General features: G+C 62.6%; 17 protein-coding genes and 1 pseudogene. 16 read left to right on the top strand and 2 right to left on the bottom strand.

Annotation, left to right across the window (positions count from 1 at the left end):
* The first annotated feature begins 102 nt into the window (after window positions 1-102).
* The 3 genes from purL to grxD all read left to right on the top strand — a co-directional run bounded on the left by purL (window position 103) and on the right by grxD (window position 3,054).
* Entirely contained in the window at window positions 103-2,316 is a 2,214-nt protein-coding gene (gene purL / locus MPC4_RS13535; protein ID WP_174512965.1) for a phosphoribosylformylglycinamidine synthase subunit PurL, read from the top strand.
* A gap of 119 nt (window positions 2,317-2,435) precedes the next feature.
* Window positions 2,436-2,663, top strand: coding sequence for a BolA/IbaG family iron-sulfur metabolism protein (locus tag MPC4_RS13540; protein WP_425312471.1), 228 nt, complete (start codon window positions 2,436-2,438; stop codon window positions 2,661-2,663).
* Window positions 2,664-2,715: 52 nt separating this feature from the next.
* On the top strand, window positions 2,716-3,054 hold the full coding sequence (gene grxD, locus MPC4_RS13545; protein WP_174512967.1) for a Grx4 family monothiol glutaredoxin: 339 nt from the start codon (window positions 2,716-2,718) through the stop codon (window positions 3,052-3,054).
* A gap of 144 nt (window positions 3,055-3,198) precedes the next feature.
* On the opposite strand, the gene tlpA is transcribed toward grxD, so the two are convergent.
* Window positions 3,199-3,873, bottom strand: a complete 675-nt coding sequence (tlpA, locus tag MPC4_RS13550) for a thiol:disulfide interchange protein TlpA (protein WP_174512968.1) — start codon at window positions 3,871-3,873, stop codon at window positions 3,199-3,201.
* A gap of 56 nt (window positions 3,874-3,929) precedes the next feature.
* On the opposite strand from tlpA, the gene argH reads away from it, so the two are divergent.
* Together argH and MPC4_RS13560 are read left to right on the top strand one after the other, a co-directional pair.
* Window positions 3,930-5,369 (top strand): argininosuccinate lyase, encoded by a 1,440-nt coding sequence (gene argH, locus MPC4_RS13555; RefSeq protein ID WP_174512969.1) that lies wholly within the window; start codon window positions 3,930-3,932, stop codon window positions 5,367-5,369.
* Window positions 5,353-6,027, top strand: coding sequence for an alpha/beta hydrolase (locus tag MPC4_RS13560; RefSeq protein WP_174512970.1), 675 nt, complete (start codon window positions 5,353-5,355; stop codon window positions 6,025-6,027). The genes argH and MPC4_RS13560 overlap by 17 nt, the downstream gene beginning before the upstream one ends.
* A 21-nt stretch (window positions 6,028-6,048) precedes the next feature.
* Here the strand turns inward: MPC4_RS13560 and MPC4_RS13565 are convergent, their stop codons facing one another.
* Window positions 6,049-6,975, bottom strand: coding sequence for a LysR family transcriptional regulator (locus MPC4_RS13565; RefSeq protein ID WP_134486723.1), 927 nt, complete (start codon window positions 6,973-6,975; stop codon window positions 6,049-6,051).
* Window positions 6,976-7,078: 103 nt separating this feature from the next.
* Between MPC4_RS13565 and MPC4_RS13570 the strand changes: the two genes are divergently transcribed.
* From MPC4_RS13570 to MPC4_RS13620, 11 genes and pseudogenes are all read left to right on the top strand, one after another.
* Complete coding sequence (locus tag MPC4_RS13570) at window positions 7,079-8,137, top strand: class 1 fructose-bisphosphatase (protein ID WP_174512971.1); 1,059 nt, start codon at window positions 7,079-7,081, stop codon at window positions 8,135-8,137.
* Window positions 8,138-8,261: 124 nt separating this feature from the next.
* Complete coding sequence (locus MPC4_RS13575) at window positions 8,262-9,176, top strand: phosphoribulokinase (protein WP_134486712.1); 915 nt, start codon at window positions 8,262-8,264, stop codon at window positions 9,174-9,176.
* Complete coding sequence (gene tkt / locus MPC4_RS13580) at window positions 9,151-11,163, top strand: transketolase (RefSeq protein WP_174512972.1); 2,013 nt, start codon at window positions 9,151-9,153, stop codon at window positions 11,161-11,163. Before MPC4_RS13575 ends, tkt begins: the two co-directional genes overlap by 26 nt.
* A 175-nt stretch (window positions 11,164-11,338) precedes the next feature.
* Window positions 11,339-12,424, top strand: a complete 1,086-nt coding sequence (fba, locus tag MPC4_RS13585; protein ID WP_174512973.1) for a class II fructose-bisphosphate aldolase — start codon at window positions 11,339-11,341, stop codon at window positions 12,422-12,424.
* 25 nt (window positions 12,425-12,449) lie between these two features.
* Complete coding sequence (locus MPC4_RS13590) at window positions 12,450-13,907, top strand: form I ribulose bisphosphate carboxylase large subunit (RefSeq protein ID WP_134486703.1); 1,458 nt, start codon at window positions 12,450-12,452, stop codon at window positions 13,905-13,907.
* A 14-nt stretch (window positions 13,908-13,921) separates the two neighbouring features.
* Entirely contained in the window at window positions 13,922-14,341 is a 420-nt protein-coding gene (locus MPC4_RS13595) for a ribulose bisphosphate carboxylase small subunit (protein ID WP_134486700.1), read from the top strand.
* Between the two features lie 242 nt (window positions 14,342-14,583).
* Window positions 14,584-15,504 carry a CbbX protein gene (cbbX, locus tag MPC4_RS13600; RefSeq protein ID WP_174512974.1) on the top strand — a complete coding sequence of 307 codons (921 nt, stop codon included), beginning with the start codon at window positions 14,584-14,586 and terminating at the stop codon, window positions 15,502-15,504.
* Window positions 15,505-15,518: 14 nt separating this feature from the next.
* Window positions 15,519-16,202 (top strand): ribulose-phosphate 3-epimerase, encoded by a 684-nt coding sequence (gene rpe, locus MPC4_RS13605; protein WP_174512975.1) that lies wholly within the window; start codon window positions 15,519-15,521, stop codon window positions 16,200-16,202.
* A gap of 180 nt (window positions 16,203-16,382) precedes the next feature.
* Window positions 16,383-16,517: a 50S ribosomal protein L34 gene (gene rpmH, locus MPC4_RS13610; RefSeq protein WP_012590238.1), complete on the top strand. Its 135-nt coding sequence runs from the start codon at window positions 16,383-16,385 to the stop codon at window positions 16,515-16,517.
* Window positions 16,518-16,553: 36 nt separating this feature from the next.
* The gene (rnpA, locus tag MPC4_RS13615) at window positions 16,554-17,102 is read left to right on the top strand and encodes a ribonuclease P protein component (protein WP_174512976.1); all 549 of its coding nucleotides are present in this window, start codon (window positions 16,554-16,556) and stop codon (window positions 17,100-17,102) included.
* Window positions 17,103-17,214: 112 nt separating this feature from the next.
* Window positions 17,215-17,524: pseudogene (locus MPC4_RS13620) on the top strand (membrane protein insertase YidC); the annotation flags it as partial.

Genomic DNA, 17,524 nt, shown 5'->3' on the forward strand with positions numbered 1-17,524 from the left:
AAGGAGGGCGGCTTCCTATCACTCGTGGGGCGGATCCTTCGCCTCGACCGCCGTTTCCGGCGGCCCTCCCTCCCAAGGGATCTCAATGACATAAGGCGGCCCATGTCGAGCCACAGCGAAAAACCACCCATCACCCCGGAACTGGTCGCCTCGCACGGCCTGAAGCCGGACGAATATGAGAAGATCCTCGCCTTGATTGGCCGGATTCCGACCTTCACCGAGCTCGGCATTTTCTCGGCGATGTGGAACGAGCATTGTTCCTATAAGTCGTCGCGGCTGCATCTGCGCGGCCTGCCGACCAGGGCGCCATGGGTCATCCAGGGCCCCGGCGAGAACGCCGGCGTCATCGACATCGGCGACGGCGAGGCCTGCGTCTTCAAGATGGAGAGTCACAACCATCCCTCCTATATCGAGCCGTTTCAGGGCGCGGCGACGGGAGTCGGCGGCATTTTGCGCGACGTCTTCACCATGGGCGCGCGGCCGGTCGCCTGCCTGAACCTGTTGCGGTTCGGCGCACCGGAGCATCCGAAGACGCGCCATCTCGTCGCCGGAGTCGTGGCCGGCATCGGCTCCTACGGCAATAGTTTCGGCGTGCCGACGGTCGGCGGCGCGACCGCTTTTCATAAGGGCTATGACGGTAACATCCTCGTCAATGCAATGGCCGTCGGCATCGCCCGCTCGGACGAAATTTTTTACGCAAAGGCGACGGGCGTCGGCAATCCGATTGTCTATCTCGGCTCCAAAACCGGACGCGACGGCATTCATGGCGCGACCATGGCCTCGGCCTCCTTTGAGGAAGACGCCGAGGCGAAGCGCCCGACCGTGCAGGTCGGCGATCCCTTCACCGAGAAGCTGCTGCTAGAGGCCTGCCTCGAGCTGATGCGCACCGGCGCCGTCATCGCCATTCAGGACATGGGCGCGGCCGGGCTCACCTCCTCGGCGGTCGAAATGGGGGCGAAGGGCGATCTTGGCGTCGAACTCGACCTTGACGCCCTGCCCTGCCGCGAAACCGGCATGAGCGCCTATGAAATGCTGCTCTCGGAAAGCCAGGAGCGGATGTTGATGGTGCTCGATCCGGCCAAGGAGGAAGAAGCGAAAGCCGCGTTCGTTAAATGGGGCCTCGACTTCGCCATCGTCGGCAAAACGACCGACACGCTTCGCTTCGTCGTCAAGCATGGCGGCGAAGTCAAAGCCGACCTGCCGATCAAGCAGCTTGGCGACGCCGCCCCGCTCTATGACCGCCCGCATGTTTCCAGCGCCGCGCGCGAGCGCATAGACCCCGCCCGGATCGAGCCGCCGATCTCCAACGCGGAAGCTCTGCTGCGCCTCATCGCGACGCCGGACCTTTGCTCGAAGCGTTGGGTCTACGAGCAATATGACCATCTCATTCTCGGCAATAGCGTGCAGACTCCGGGCGGCGACGCGGCGGTGATCCGGCTTGGCGACGGCCCCAAGGGCCTGGCGCTGACGACGGATGTGACGCCGCGCTATTGCGAGGCCGATCCCTTCGAAGGGGGCAAACAGGCGGTGGCGGAGGCCTGGCGCAACCTCACGGCCGTCGGCGCGCTGCCGCGCGCGGTGACCGATAATCTCAATTTCGGCAATCCCGAAAAGCCGGAGATCATGGGTCAGTTCGTCGATTGCCTCAAAGGCATTGGCGAGGCCTGCCGCGCGCTGGATTTCCCGATCGTCTCGGGCAATGTCTCGCTCTACAACGAGAGCAGCGGCAAGGCCATTCCGCCGACGCCGTCGATCGGCGGCGTCGGCGTCCTCAGCGACGTGGGGCGGACCGCGACGATTGCGTTCAAGCGGCCGGGCGAGCAGATTTTCCTGATCGGAACGACGCTCGGCTGGCTCGGCCAATCTCTTTATTTGCGTGAAATCTGCGGGCGCGAGGAAGGCGCGCCGCCGCCCGTTGATCTCGGAGAGGAAAAGCGCAACGGCGATTTCGTGCGCAATCTCATCGCGCGGGGCGTGGTCGTCGCCGTTCACGACGCCTCGGACGGCGGGCTCGCCGTGGCGCTGGCGGAGATGGCTATGGCGGGAGGCGTCGGCGCCGTGATCGAAGCGCCGGCCGACGTCGCCGCTCATGCCTTCTGGTTCGGGGAGGATCAGGCGCGCTACATCGTCGCGGCGCAGACCAGCCAGGTCGAAACCGTCGTCGCTGCGGCGCTGGAGGCCGGCGTCCCCTGCCGGCGCATCGGCGAAACCGGGGGGCCGACATTGACCCTCGGCGGCGAGACCTCCATATTGTTGAGTGATCTGGTGGGGAACTATGAAGAATGGCTCCCCGAATATATGGCCGGCGCGTTATAGACATCTTCGCGTTCATACGATCGCGTTTGGCGACGCGGGCCGGTACTGATTTTGCTTGAAGCGCTTTTATTCGCAGCGGCGCTTCACGCCGCGCTATCTAGGACGCAACGCTCATGCCCATGGAACCTTCCGAAATCGAAAAGCTCATCAGGACCGGCATTCCGGACGCGGTCATCGACCTCACCGATCTTGTCGGCGACAAGGACCATTGGGCGGCGACGATCACCTCTTCCGAATTCATCGGCAAGACCAAGCTGCAGCAGCATCAGATCGTCTATAAAGCCCTCGGCGCCTCAATGGGCGGCCCGCTTCATGCATTGCAACTCACCACTCAAGCGCCAAAATAAAGCGCATAAATTCGCTGCGGCAATGACGGCGTTCACGTGAAAGGAATTGGCCATGGCCATCAAGGAAGAGATCCAGTCGACGATCGAAAATAATGACGTGGTTTTATTCATGAAAGGCACGCGGAACTTTCCGCAATGCGGATTTTCCGGCCAGATCGTCCAGATCCTGTCTTATCTCGACGTCCCCTTCAAGGACGTGAACTGCCTCGAAACGGACGAAATCCGTCAGGGAATCAAGGAGTTCTCCAACTGGCCGACGATTCCGCAGCTTTATATCAAAGGCGAATTCATCGGCGGCGCCGACATCACCCGCGAAATGTTCCAGAGCGGCGAACTCGCAAGCTACCTCAGCAGCAAGGGCATTGAGGTCAAGCAGCCGGCCAAAGCCTGAACCGGCGCCGGCTTTCGCCGGCGAACCCGGCGCGTCAGCGGAATTGTCGCAATTCCGCCATCGCGTCTGTCGCAAATCCGCCGTCGCTCGCCGGGGCAATGCTCTTGCGCGAGCGCGCCGGCTTTTTGCGGGGAGAGAAGCGCGCTAGCTTTTTGCGGCGGACAGAAGCGCGAGAGCGTCGGGCGAATCCCATTGCGCGGGTCCGGCCATCACGCCGAGGTCGCACCCATTTTCATCAACAAGAATGGTCGTCGGCAGGCCAAGCGCCTTTCCATCCGCCTTCAGGGTCTGGAAAATATCGGCCGTGTTGTCGGCGTAGAAGCTGAGATTTTTGACGCCGATTTCGTTCAGGAAGGCCTTGGGTCGGTCCAACTTCGCCGTGTCTATGTTGACGGCGACGACGGTGAAATCCCTGGAGCCGAGCTTGCCTTGCAGCCGGTCGAGCGCCGGCATCTCCTGCCGGCACGGCACGCACCATGTCGCCCAGAGATTCAAGAGCGTCGTTTTGCCCTTGAAATCGGAAAGCCGCGCCGGCGCGCCGTCAGCGGCCGCGAATTTAAGCTCCGGCAACGGCCGCGGCTGCGTGGAAACGCTGAAGGCGGCGACCTCCCCATGCGCGAGCGGCGCCAGAACCGCGGCTCTGGCGCGGGCGCCCGGACAGGCGGCGCTCTCCACTTCCTTGCCGCCGGGCCCTTTCATCGCGTAAAGGACAGCCAGAACGGCGGCCGCTATCACCCCCGCCGTAATGACAAGACGGCGATTGGCGCTGGGACGATGGACATTGCGGTCCGGATCTCGTTGCGAAACAGGTTCACTCATGCGGTAAGTCTTTCAAGCCGTCTTCCAAGCTGATTTCTTCTAAAGAGCGGGACACGATGAGCAATAAAATGTGGGGCGGCCGGTTCGCCAGCGGTCCGGACGCGATCATGGAGGAAATCAACGCCTCGATCGGTTTCGACTACAAGCTCGCGCTGCAGGATATAGAGGGATCGAAAGCGCATGTCGCGATGCTGGCGCAGGCGAATATCGTCACGAAGGACGACGCCGACGCGATCGCCAAGGGACTAACCGCAATCAAGCATGAAATCGAGAGCGGAACATTCACATTTTCGCGCGCCCTCGAAGACATTCACATGAACATAGAATCGCGCCTTTCGGCGCTGATCGGCCCTGCGGCGGGCCGCCTGCATACGGCGCGCTCGCGCAATGATCAGGTCGCGCTCGACTTCCGCCTCTGGGTGCGCGACACGATCGACGCTCTCAGCGGCCAAATTCGCCAGCTGCAACTGGCGCTGGCCGAGAAAGCTCTCGCCCATGCGGGCAGCGTCATGCCCGGCTTCACCCATATGCAGTCGGCGCAGCCCGTCACCTTCGGCCATCATCTGCTCGCCTATGTCGAGATGTTCGCGCGCGATCGATCGCGCCTCGCGGACGCCCGCGCGCGCCTCAATGAATGCCCGCTCGGCGCGGCGGCGCTGGCCGGCACGTCGTTTCCGATCGACCGCGACGCCACCGCCCGCGCCCTTCGGTTCGACCGGCCGACCGCCAATTCCCTCGACAGCGTGTCCGACCGCGATTTTGTGCTGGAAACGCTGAGCGCGGCGGCGATCTGCGCCGTTCATCTCTCCCGTTTCGCCGAGGAGATCGTGCTTTGGGCGACGCCGCAATTCGGCTTCGCGGCGCTGTCGGACAAATTCTCGACAGGCTCCTCGATCATGCCGCAAAAGCGCAATCCCGACGCCGCCGAACTGGTGCGCGGCAAGGCGGGGCGCATCATCGGCGCCCTTGCCGGGCTGCTGGTCGTCATGAAAGGCCTGCCGCTGACCTATTCGAAGGACATGCAGGAGGACAAGGAGGGCACGTTCGACGCGCTGCAATCCTTATCGCTCTGTCTTGCCGCGATGACCGGGATGGTCGGCGACCTTGAGCCCAATGAAAAGCGGATGAAGGCCGCGGCTGGCGCCGGATATGCGACGGCGACGGACCTCGCCGACTGGCTGGTCAAGGCTTTGGGCCTACCGTTCCGCGAAGCCCATCACGTCACGGGCCGGCTCGTCGCCATCGCCGCCGCGCAGAACAAGGGTCTCGAAAAACTGACCCTCGACGAGATGCTGACGGTCGAGCCGCGCATCACACACGAGGTCTTCGACGTGCTCGGCGTCGAAAAATCCGTCCGCAGCCGGGTCAGCTACGGCGGCACGGCGCCGGCGAACGTCAAGGCGCAGGCGAAGCGCTGGCTCGCGAAGCTTAGGAAGGAAACCGCCGCGGCCGAAGCCGAGGCGTCAGAGACCCGAGCCAATGACGATCGCTCTTGACGGGCCGCGAGTTGCGCCCCTCGCGGGGGGCCGTCCGGAAAGCCTTGTCGTGCTTTTGCATGGGATTGGCGCCAACGGCGATGATCTGATCGATCTTGCGCAGTACTGGGGCATGCTGCTGCCGCGCACAGAGTTCATTTCCCTGAACGCGCCGTTTGCGTGCGATTTCGCGCCGGATCGGCTGCAATGGTTCAGCGTCGCCGACCGCGCGCCGGCGAAACTGCTGGAAGGCGCCCGAACGGCGGCGAAGCTTCTCGACCCCTGTCTCGATACGCTTCTTGCCGAACGAGGCCTCGCGCCGGAGCGGCTTGCCCTCGTCGGTTTCTCACAGGGCGCAATGATGGCGCTCCATGTCGGCCTCAGGCGCAAGGAGCAGATCGCGGCGATCGTCGCCTTTTCCGGCGCGCTGCGCGACGGCGCGGCGCTGCGCGCCGAAATCGGCGGGAAGCCGCCGGTGCTGCTGATCCACGGCGAGGCCGACGACATCATTCCCTTCGCTTCGATGGCGGAGGCGAGAGCTGTTCTCGAGGCGCTGGGCGTTCCCGTCGCCGTGTTGGCGCGGCCGGGGCTTGGCCACAGCATCGATGAAGAAGGGCTCATCGCCGGCGGCTCGTTTTTGCGCGAGCGCCTTTCGCCAGGAACGAGCGAGAGGCAATAAAAGTCTGGAACTTTTGGGGATTTATTCCCTCGGCAGAGCGATCTTCGGCAGAAAGCCGCGTCCGTCGGAAACGACGAAATCCCACATGGTTTTCGCCGCGGGCGACAGCTCCCGGCCGCCGTGACGAACGGCGAACCATTGGCGCATGATCGGCATGCCGACGACATCCAGAATGGCAAGGCGCCCTTCGGCCACTTCCGCCTCTACCGTATGCGCGGAGATCAGCGTAAGCCCGAGGCCCGCCATCACCGCCTGCTTGACCGTCTCGTTCGAGCCGATCTCGATGTGAACGCGCGGCGGCGATGGCGCGAGCCCGCCAAAGAACGTATCAAAAACATTGCGCGTGCCCGAGCCTTCCTCGCGGATGATGAATCCCTCGTGGCAGAGCTCCGCCTTGTCTATGCCGGCGCGTTTTGCCATACTGTGCTCGGGCGGAGCAATGACGACCTGGGGATGAGGGCCGAAGACTTTGCTGAAGACCGGAAAATCGGCCGGAGGGCTGCCCATTAGCGCCATGTCGATCGCGTAGTCGCGGAGCGCAGCAACGATCGTGGCTCTGTTCCCGACGGTGACGGCAATTTCTATGCGCGGATTCCCGCGCGCGAAGGCGGCGATCAGGCGCGGCGCGAAATATTTAGCGGTGGAGGCGACGCCAATTGTCACGCGTCCGGCATGCTTGTCTTTGTGCGCCGATAGCGTCGCTTTCAGTTCGGCCAGGGCCAGATCGATGCGCGTCGCGATTTTGACCACCTCCTGCCCGGCGTCGGTCAAGCGCAGCCGCCCCCCCGTGCGATCGAACAGGGCGACGCCGACGTCATCTTCGAGAAGCTTGATCCGCGACGTCAACGCCGCCGCGGTCACGTTGAGATCGTCGGCCGCCGCGGCGATGGTTCCACTTTCAGCGACGGCGACGATGGTTTCGAGATGCTTGAGAGTAAGGCGGCGCATCGTCCCTCTTGAGATTTTCTGTTAGTGGGGCGGATTATATTCACTTTTATTTCTGATGGCTTTCGGCGATAAGGCTGAAAATTAAATGGGGAAAAGGCGCGACATGCCAAGGATTTCCGGGGCGCAGGATTTCGAAGCCTATCTAAAGCAGAGCGTTGTGGCGAACCCGCGTTTGGACGCCGCTGCGAAAGCGCTCTCCGAGATCGCCGCCACCGCGGTCAAACTGTCGGACCTTATCGGGCTGGGCCAGCTCTATGGCCGACTCGGCGCCAGCCGCGACAGCACCAACACCGACGGCGACGTGCAGAAAGAGCTCGACGTCCTCGCCGATGAGATGTTCGTCGAGGCCATGCGTCGCGCGCCGGTCTATGGCGTCGTATCCGAAGAGCTGAGCGAGGCCGTGCTTCTCGACCCCACGGCCTCCATCGTGGTCTCGATGGATCCTCTCGACGGTTCATCGAATATCGACGCGAATGTATCGATCGGAACGATCTTCTCCGTGCTTCCGACGCTGCCGGACGCGAGCAGCCTCGAAGAGCATTTTTTGCAGCCGGGAAGCGCTCAGATCGCCGCCGGCTTCGTTATCTACGGCCCGCAGACGTCAATCGTCTTCGCACTCGGCGACGGCCCTGTCGAGATCTTTACGCTGGATCGCAGCGACGGCCGCTTCTTCCATGCGGTGACCGTCGGACCAATCCCCAAGGAATCGTCCGAATATGCTGTCAACGCTTCAAATTACCGCCATTGGGAGCCCTCGATACGCGCCTTTATCGAGGATTGCGCCCGCGGCGTCGAAGGACCCATGAAGCGTAATTACAATATGCGCTGGGTCGCCGCCCTCGTCGCCGAGGCCTATCGCATCCTCTTGCGCGGCGGCGTGTTTCTCTACCCCGGCGATCAGCGGCCCGGCTATGCCGACGGGCGGCTCCGCCTGCTTTATGAAGGCGCGCCGATCGCCTTCCTGATCGAACGGGCCGGCGGCGTCGCGACCGATGGCGTCAACCCGCTTCTCGACATCGTTCCAAGCGCGATCCATCAGCGGACTCCCCTGGTTTTTGGTTCGGCCGATCCGACGCGTCTTGTCGCGCGCTACCGCTCGGATCCGAAGGTCTCGGCCGAGCGCGCGCCGCTTTTCGGGGGACGCGGCCTCATTCGCGGCTAGCGCCTGGCGCTGGCTTTCTCTCATCGCATTTTCTTTGTGTGAACCGCCATAAGGGTTCAATTGAAAGTGCTCTGGATCATTCGCGGTTTAGACTCCGGCGTCCGGTTGAAGAAAGCTGAAGGCCATGTCGGCAAGATATCCGATCATTTCGGTCACCGGTTCATCAGGCGCGGGAACGACCTCCGTCAAGCGCACCTTCGAGCAGATTTTCCGGCGCGAAGGCATCAACGCGGCCTATATCGAGGGCGACGCCTTTCACCGCTATGATCGCGACGAAATGCGCCAGGTGATGGCCGACGAGGAAGCGAAGGGCAACCACCACTTCAGCCATTTCGGGGCGAGCGCCAATCTGCTCGAAGAGCTCGAGAATGTCTTCGCCACCTATAGCGCGCGCGGGACCGCCAAGACGCGACATTATGTGCATGACGAAGCCGAGGCCGCGCTTTATGGGAGCCCGCCCGGCGTCTTTACCGAGTGGAAGCCATTGCAGGCGCACAGCGATCTTCTCTTCTATGAAGGTCTGCATGGCGCGGTCGTCACCGAAAAGGTAAATATAGCGCGGCACGCGGATCTGAAGATCGGCGTCGTTCCAGTGATCAATCTCGAATGGATTCAGAAAATCCATCGCGACCGCGCCGATCGCGGCTATACGACCGAAGCGGTAATGGACACGATCCTGCGCCGGATGCCAGATTATACGCGCTACATCTGTCCGCAATTTACCGAAACGGACATCAATTTTCAGCGCGTTCCGACGGTCGACACCTCAAACCCCTTCGTCGCGCGGTGGATTCCAACAGCCGACGAATCGATGGTCATCATCCGTTTCGCGAAGCCGACCGGCATAGATTTTCCGTATCTGCATTCGATGATCCGCGACAGTTTCATGTCGCGCGCCAATTCGATCGTGATCCCCGGCAACAAGCTCGATCTAGCGATGCAGCTCATCCTGACCCCCTTCATCCTCCAGCTCGTCGAGCGGCGAAGGCGGCTAACTCATGGACGTAAATTTGATGAACGTGCTAGCGAGAGTTTCTAAAAGCGCGACGCACGCGGAGATGGCCAACGCCATTCGCGCGCTGTCGATGGACGCGGTGGAGAAAGCCAATTCCGGTCACCCCGGCATGCCAATGGGCATGGCCGACGTCGCGACTGTTCTCTTCACCCAATTCATGAAATTCGATCCCGCCGATCCGGCCTGGCCCGACCGCGACCGTTTCGTGCTGTCCGCCGGACACGGCTCGATGCTGCTCTATTCGCTGCTTTATCTGCTCGGCTATCCCCACATGAACCGGACGGAGATCGAGCGCTTTCGCCAGCTCAATTCAAGGACGCCCGGTCATCCCGAATATGGTCATACGCCGGGCGTCGAGACGACAACCGGCCCGCTCGGCCAGGGCCTTGCGACAGCTGTCGGCATGGCGATCGCCGAAAAACTGCTCGCCGCCCGCTACGGCGCCGGCATCGCCGACCACCGCACCTACGTCATAACCGGCGATGGCTGCCTGATGGAGGGGATCAGCCACGAGGCGATCGCGCTCGCCGGCCATCTTAAATTATCCAAGCTGATCGTTTTGTGGGACGATAACGGCATCACCATCGACGGCAAGGTCTCGCTCGCCGACTCGGTCGATCAGCTTGCGCGGTTCGAGGCGGCCGGATGGAGCGCCTCGCGCATCGACGGGCACGACCCGAAGGCCATCGCAGCCGCCCTCGAAGCTGCTCAATCGTCCAAGAAGCCGGTGCTGATCGCGTGCCGGACGACAATCGGCTATGGCGCGCCGACGAAAGCCGGCACCCATGCCGTGCATGGGGCGGCGCTCGGCAAGGACGAAGTGGCGGGCGCCCGCGCCGCCCTCGGCTGGACTGCGGCGCCCTTTGAAATCCCGGACAACATCCAGAAAGCCTGGAGCGAGGCGGCAGGCTACGCCGCCGGCGCTCACGCCGACTGGACCGCCCGATACGCCAAGCTCGACGCCGCGACGAAGGCGCGTTACGACGCCGATCTCAGCGGCGCGATCGAGCCCGCCGTCGCCGCCGCCGTCGAATCGTTCAAGAAAGCCGCGAGCGAAAGCGGCGCGCCGCAGGCGACGCGCATCTCCTCGCAGAAACTGCTCGACTGGCTGAGCCCGGCGCAGCCCAATCTGATCGGCGGATCAGCCGATCTGACCGGCTCCAATAATACCAGGGCCGCCGACATGAAGCCGGTGACGCCCGATGATTTTTCCGGCCGCTACATTCACTACGGAATTCGCGAATTCGGCATGGCGGCGGCCATGAACGGCATCGCCCTGCACGGCGGCTTTATCCCTTATGGCGGAACCTTTCTGGTTTTCGCCGATTACAGCCGGCCCGCGATCCGCCTCGCCGCCTTGATGGGGATTCGCGTCATCCATGTCCTGACCCATGATTCGATCGGACTTGGCGAAGACGGGCCGACGCATCAGCCGGTCGAACACCTTGCCGCTCTGCGCGCAATCCCGAACCTCCTTGTGTTTCGCCCCGCCGACGCGGTCGAGACGGCGGAAGCTTGGGAGCTCGCTCTTCAGGCCAGGTCATCGCCGTCCGTTCTCGCGCTCACGCGGCAGAACCTGCCGATCGTTCGCCGCGCGCATACGACCGAGAATCTATCCGACGCCGGCGGCTATGTTTTGCGCGCGCCGGAAGGAGAGCGTGACATTACCTTGTTCGCGACGGGCTCTGAAGTTTCGCTCGCGGTCGAGGCCGCCGAGCAACTCGCCAATGAAGGCGTCCGCGCGGCGGTCGTCTCCCTGCCCTGTTTCGAGCTCTTCGCCAAGGCGCCGGCCGCCTATCGCGCCAGCGTCATCGGAACGGCGCCGCGCATTGCGATCGAGGCGGCGGTGCGTCAGAGCTGGGACATCGTGCTTGGACCGGAGGACGGCTTCATCGGCATGTCGAGTTTCGGGGCTAGTGCTCCGGCGGGCGAACTGTTCAAAAAGTTCGGCATTACGGTCGAGGCCATCATCGCCGAAGCGCGGGCCCGGCTGGCGCCGCGCAAGCAGTGATGATCCTGCCAAAGCTGCGCTGAAAGCAGCGGGATCGATCGGTTCGGCGAAGGGAGAGAAAACGGCGGTCGCGACAACGCAGCGCGATTGCCGGGGCATCGATCAGGATGGCTGGAGCGCCGGGAGAAGCCCGGCGACGAGGCCCCAAACTTCAAAGTGCGAGGGAGAATCATCCATGGCCCGAATTACGCTTCGTCAATTGCTCGATCACGCGGCCGAGCACGACTACGGGGTTCCCGCCTTCAACATCAACAATATGGAGCAGGGTCTTGCAATCGTCGAGGCGGCCGCCTCGGTCGACGCGCCCGTCATCATTCAGGCGAGCCGGGGCGCGCGCGCCTACGCCAATGACATCATGCTCGCCAAGATGATCGAAGCCTTGATTGAAATGTATCCCGACATTCCGATCTGCATGCACCAGGATCACGGCAATGGCGAAGCGACCTGCCTCAGCGCGATCCAGTATGGCTTCTCCTCTGTCATGATGGACGGCTCGCTCGAATCCGACGCCAAGACGCCCGCCTCCTATGACTACAACGTCGCGATTACGGCGAAGGTCGCTGAATTCGCCCATCTCGTCGGCGCCTCGGTCGAAGGCGAGCTCGGCGTTCTGGGCTCGCTCGAGCATGGAACGGGCGAACAGGAAGACGGTCATGGCGCGGAAGGCCAGCTCAGCCGCGAGCAGCTTCTGACAGACCCCGATCAGGCGGTCGATTTCGTGCTGCGCACAAAAGTGGACGCGCTGGCGATTGCGATGGGAACCTCGCATGGCGCCTATAAATTCTCGCGCAAGCCCGACGGCGACATCCTTTCGATGAAAGTGATCGAAGAGATCCACGCGAAATTGCCGAACACCCATCTCGTCATGCATGGGTCGTCGTCGGTGCCACAGGATCTGCAGGATATTTTCAACGCCAATGGCGGCGCCATGCGACAGACCTTCGGCGTGCCCGTCGAAGAAATCGTGCGCGGCATCAAACATGGCGTGCGCAAGGTCAATATCGACACCGACTGCCGTCTCGCGATGACCGGGCAGCTGCGCCGCATCGCGACCGAACACAAGGACGAGTTCGATCCGCGCAAATTCCTGAAGCCGGCGATGGACGCCATGCGAGCGGTCTGCAAGCTGCGTCTCGAACAGTTCGGAACGGCCGGGAACGCGTCGAAGATCAAGGTGCTGCCGATGTCCGCGATGGCCAAACGCTACGCTTCCGGCAGCCTCGACCCGCGCGCGCAACTGCAACGCTCCGCCGCGGAGTAAGCGACGCCATCAAACGGAGAGTCACATGGCAGCCATAAAAGACCCTGTTCCCCGTTCGCGCTATTCAGCGGGCGTCATGGAATATCGCGAGATGGGCTATTGGCAGCCGGATTATGTCCCGAATGATACGGACATCATCGCCTGCTTTCGTGTGACGCCGCAGGATGGGGTCGATCCGATAGAGGCGTCGGCGGCTGTCGCGGGCGAATCTTCGACCGCGACCTGGACCGTCGTGTGGACAGACCGTTTGACGGCTTCCGACAAATACCGGGCGAAATGCTATCGGGTCGATCCCGTGCCCCATGCGCCCGGCTCCTATTTCGCTTTCATCGCCTATGAGCTCGACCTTTTCGAGCCGGGCTCGATCTCCAATCTCTCCGCCTCGATCATCGGCAATGTCTTCGGCTTCAAGCCGCTGAAGGCGCTGCGCCTCGAGGACATGCGCTTCCCCGTCGCCTATGTGAAAACCTTTCAGGGCCCCGCGACCGGCATTGTCGTCGAGCGCGAGCGCCTCGATAAATTCGGCCGGCCGCTCCTCGGCGCAACGGTCAAACCGAAGCTCGGACTTTCGGGACGCAATTATGGCCGCGTCGTCTACGAGGCGCTGAAGGGCGGTCTCGACTTTACGAAGGACGATGAAAACATCAACTCGCAGCCCTTCATGCATTGGCGCGAGCGTTTCCTTTATTGCATGGAGGCGGTGAACCGCGCGCAGGCCGCGACCGGCGAAGTCAAAGGCACGTATCTCAACGTCACCGCCGCGACCATGGAGGACATGTATGAGCGCGCGGAGTTTGCGAAGGAGCTCGGTTCCGTCATCATCATGATCGATCTCGTGATCGGCTATACGGCGATCCAGTCGATGGCCAAATGGGCGCGCAGGAACGACATGATCCTGCATCTCCACCGCGCCGGCCATTCAACCTATACGCGGCAGAAGATTCATGGCGTCTCCTTCCGCGTCATCGCCAAATGGATGCGTCTTGCGGGGGTCGATCACATCCATGCCGGCACGGTCGTCGGCAAGCTCGAAGGCGATCCCAATACGACGCGCGGCTATTATGACATCTGCCGCGAGGACTATAATCCGCAGCGGCTGGAGCATGGGATTTTCTTCGATCAGCACTGGGCGTCGCTGAACAAGCTGATGCCTGTCGCATCGGGCGGCATTCACGCCGGGCAGATGCACCAGCTCATCGATCTTCTTGGCGAAGACGTCGTGCTGCAGTTCGGCGGCGGCACCATCGGCCATCCTATGGGGATCGCCGCGGGCGCGACCGCCAACCGCGTCGCGCTCGAGGCGATGATCTTCGCGCGCAACGCCGGCCGCGACACCCTCGCGGAAGGCCCGGCCATTCTTGAAGAAGCGGCGCGCGGCTGCACGCCGCTGCGGCAGGCGCTCGATGTCTGGAAGGACGTCACCTTCAATTATACGTCAACGGATTCGCCGGATTTCGTTCCGACCGTCACCCCGGCAGAATAGGACGGATTGTTCTGATGCGCATCACGCAAGGTTGTTTCTCGTTTCTTCCAGATCTCACCGACGATCAAATCAGAACCCAGGTCCAATATTGCATCGACAAGGGCTGGGCGGTAAACCTCGAATACACGGATGATCCGCATCCCCGGAACACCTATTGGGAAATGTGGGATCTGCCGATGTTCGACATCAAGGACGCCGCCGGCGTGATGCTCGAGCTCGAAGCCTGCCGCAAGGCGCATGCCGAGCGCTACTACATCCGGCTTTCGGGCTTTGACTCATCGCACGGCTGGGAGAGCGTACGCATCTCGTTTATTGTCAATCGGCCGAGGAACGAGCCGGGCTTCCGCCTTGTTCGCACCGAAGGCCCCGGCCGCAACCAGATCTATTCGACGCAATCCTACGCCGTCGACCGGCCGGAGTCGGAGCGTTATTAGCGCATGATCCAATGAAAGCCCCGAACGAGGAGCGCCGGCGCCGTCCTTTGACGTCCCTCGGGGGGCTTACCCGGGAAAGGATGTAATTTTTACTTTAGAGCCTTTGTTCTAACGCATGATGTGGGTCCGAAAACTCTGCGACTTTTCGGCATCATGCGCCAAATCCCGCATAGACCCAGCTGGACTTGTTGACGCTCCAACGGCGTCGGCGGAGGGGCGACATCCGATGATGCGAGGCAGCCATGGCTTCAAGCGATAATGCGACGGAGGACGCCTCTGTCTCCTCCCCTGCGACCATCGATCTTCGCGCCGAACTGCGCGAGACGCATGTACAGGAAGTGCTCGATCAGCTCGATCGGGAGCTGGTCGGCCTCGCGCCAGTCAAGGAGCGCATCCGCCAGATTTGCGCACTGCTCGTCGTCGACCGCGTGCGGCGGCGTCTTGGCTTCGTCGCGGAAACGCCCACGCTGCATATGTCCTTCACCGGCAATCCCGGCACCGGAAAAACCACCGTGGCGCTGCGCATGGCGGAAATCCTGCACAAACTCGGCTGTGTGCGCAAAGGTCATCTTGTCTCGGTAACGAGAGACGATCTCGTCGGCCAGTATATCGGCCATACGGCTCCGAAGACGAAGGAAGTCCTCAAGAGAGCCATGGGCGGCGTGCTCTTCATCGACGAAGCCTATTACCTCTACCGTCAGGAGAATGAGCGCGACTACGGCCAGGAGGCGATCGAGATTCTGCTCCAGGTGATGGAGAATCAGCGCGAAGACCTCGTCGTGATCCTCGCCGGCTACGCCACGCGCATGGACCAGTTCTTCCGCTCAAACCCCGGATTTCGCTCGCGCATCGCGCATCATATTGATTTCCCCGATTACGGCGACGACGAGCTGATGTCGATTGCCGAGACGATGCTCGCGGCGCAGCACTATAAGTTCAGCCCCGAGGGCGCGAAAGCGTTCGAAGCCTATATCGCAACGAGGCGCCGCCAGCCTCTTTTTTCCAACGCGCGCTCCATCCGCAACGCTCTCGACCGCGCCAGATTGAGGCACGCCAACCGCTATTTCGCGCAGGAAGGTCCCGTGCTGATCGAGGATTTGATGACGATCGATGCGGCCGACGTGCTGACGAGCCGCGTCTTCGACGCCGAAGCCTCGAGTTGAAAAGGCCAACGACCATGCATCCTCTCGTCATCGCCCCGTCAATCCTGTCGGCGGATTTCGCGAGGCTCGGCGAAGAAGTGCGCGCCATTGAAGCCGCCGGCGCCGACTGGATTCATGTCGACGTCATGGACGGACATTTCGTGCCGAACATCACGATCGGCCCGGCTGTCGTCGCCGCGCTCCGGGCGCATACGAAGCTGCCCTTCGACGTGCATCTGATGATTGCGCCTTGCGATCCCTATCTCGGCGCGTTCGCCGAAGCCGGCGCCGATCTCATCGCGATTCATGTCGAGGCGGGTCCCCATCTGCACCGCTCGCTGCAGGCTATCCGCGGCCTCGGCAAGAAAGCGGGCGTCGTCCTCAACCCCGCGACGCCCGCCGCAAGCGTCAAGCACGTGCTGGACCTTATCGACCTCGTGCTGGTGATGTCGGTCAATCCCGGCTTTGGCGGGCAGGCCTTCATCGCCTCGGCGGTCGATAAGGTCGCCGAGCTCAAGACGATGATCGGCGAGCGCCCGATCCGCATCGAGGTCGACGGCGGCATCAATCCGGAGACCGCGGCGCTGGTCGCGGCGGCCGGCGCCGACACGCTTGTCGCAGGCTCGGCCGTCTTCAAGGGCGGTCCCGATCACTATGCGGCGAATATCTCGGCGATTCGCGCCGGCGCCGAAGGAAAGCCGCGCCGCGACGCCGCCTGAATCATTATGCGTAGCCGATGCGCTACAGGCGCTGCTTTTCTCATGCGTAAATTGACTTTGGCGTTACGGCGCCCTTATAAGACGCCTTCTTTGCCGGGCTTGATCGCCGCGCTCCGCTTCGATATGCGGAGATCGTGGACGCTCGGCTTTGCTGACGCGCTAGTTTAAAGGAATTGAACGGTGAAGCGGACATATCAACCGAGCAAGCTCGTGCGTAAGCGCCGGCACGGGTTTCGCGCCCGGATGGCGACCGTGGGCGGGCGCCGTATCATCGCAGCGCGCCGGGCGCGCGGCCGCAAGAAACTGTCCGCCTGAGTCTCATGCGCTGGAGCGCGCCTCCAGCAGCCGGGCATGATCTGCGGCGACGCTAAGCTTTCGTCGCGCGGTCATGCGCTCGAACATACAGGCAAATGGTCTTTGCAGGATTTTCCGCCTTCGGCAGCGCCTCAGCGTTTGAAACGACGGGCGGATTTTTTGCGCGCCGCCAAGGGCAAGCGCTTTCACGCAAGGGGCTTTACCCTGCAGGCGGCGACTCAGTTCGGCCTTGAGCAGCGCGGCGGCGACCGAATCGATTCGGGGTCGCCAGCGCCGCCGCCGCGATTTGGCTTCACCGTCACCAAGAAGATCGGCAAAGCGGTTCTGCGCAACCGGATTCGCCGCCGGCTCAAGGAAGCGGTTCGCACGGCGGAGGCTCTTCCCGTTCGCCCTGGGCATGATTATGTGCTGATTGCGCGCATCGAGGCCCTTCGCCTAGGCTTTCCCGCAATGCAGGCCGAGCTTGTTCGCTCGCTCGGCGGAATTGAAGCCGGAAAATCAAAGGCGCAGACGCCGCGCTCGCAATCAGCGTCCGCAACTGCTGCGCCTCAAAGCAAACCGGGGCGGAACGGCCGGCCGGATTGATGCTCGCCCGAATGCTCCCATCGGGAACGGAGCCGCGCGGCCTCCGAAGGCTTTATGCTGAAGGCAGAGTTTCAAGACTTTCATTCGGGAATTTACCCAAGGCGGCGAGTATATGACGAAGGATTCTCGGAATCTTTATCTTGCGATCGGTCTGTCGTGTCTTGTGATCGTTGGCTGGAGCTATTTCTTTGCGCCGAAGCCCGATCGGGCGCGGCAGGTTCCGCAGCAGCAGGCGCAGACGGCGCCGGGCGCCGCGCCCTCCTCTTCACCCTCGACCGCCGGCGCGCCGCAGGACGCGGTTTCGCGCGATCTCTCCGCGCTTGACGCCGCGGCGCCGCAAACCCGCGCTGAGGCGCTGGCTGATTCGCCGCGCGTCAAAATCGAGACGCCGGCGATTTTTGGCTCGCTGGCGCTGAAGGGCG

Source organism: Methylocella tundrae, assembly GCF_901905185.1.
Lineage (GTDB): Bacteria > Pseudomonadota > Alphaproteobacteria > Rhizobiales > Beijerinckiaceae > Methylocapsa > Methylocapsa tundrae.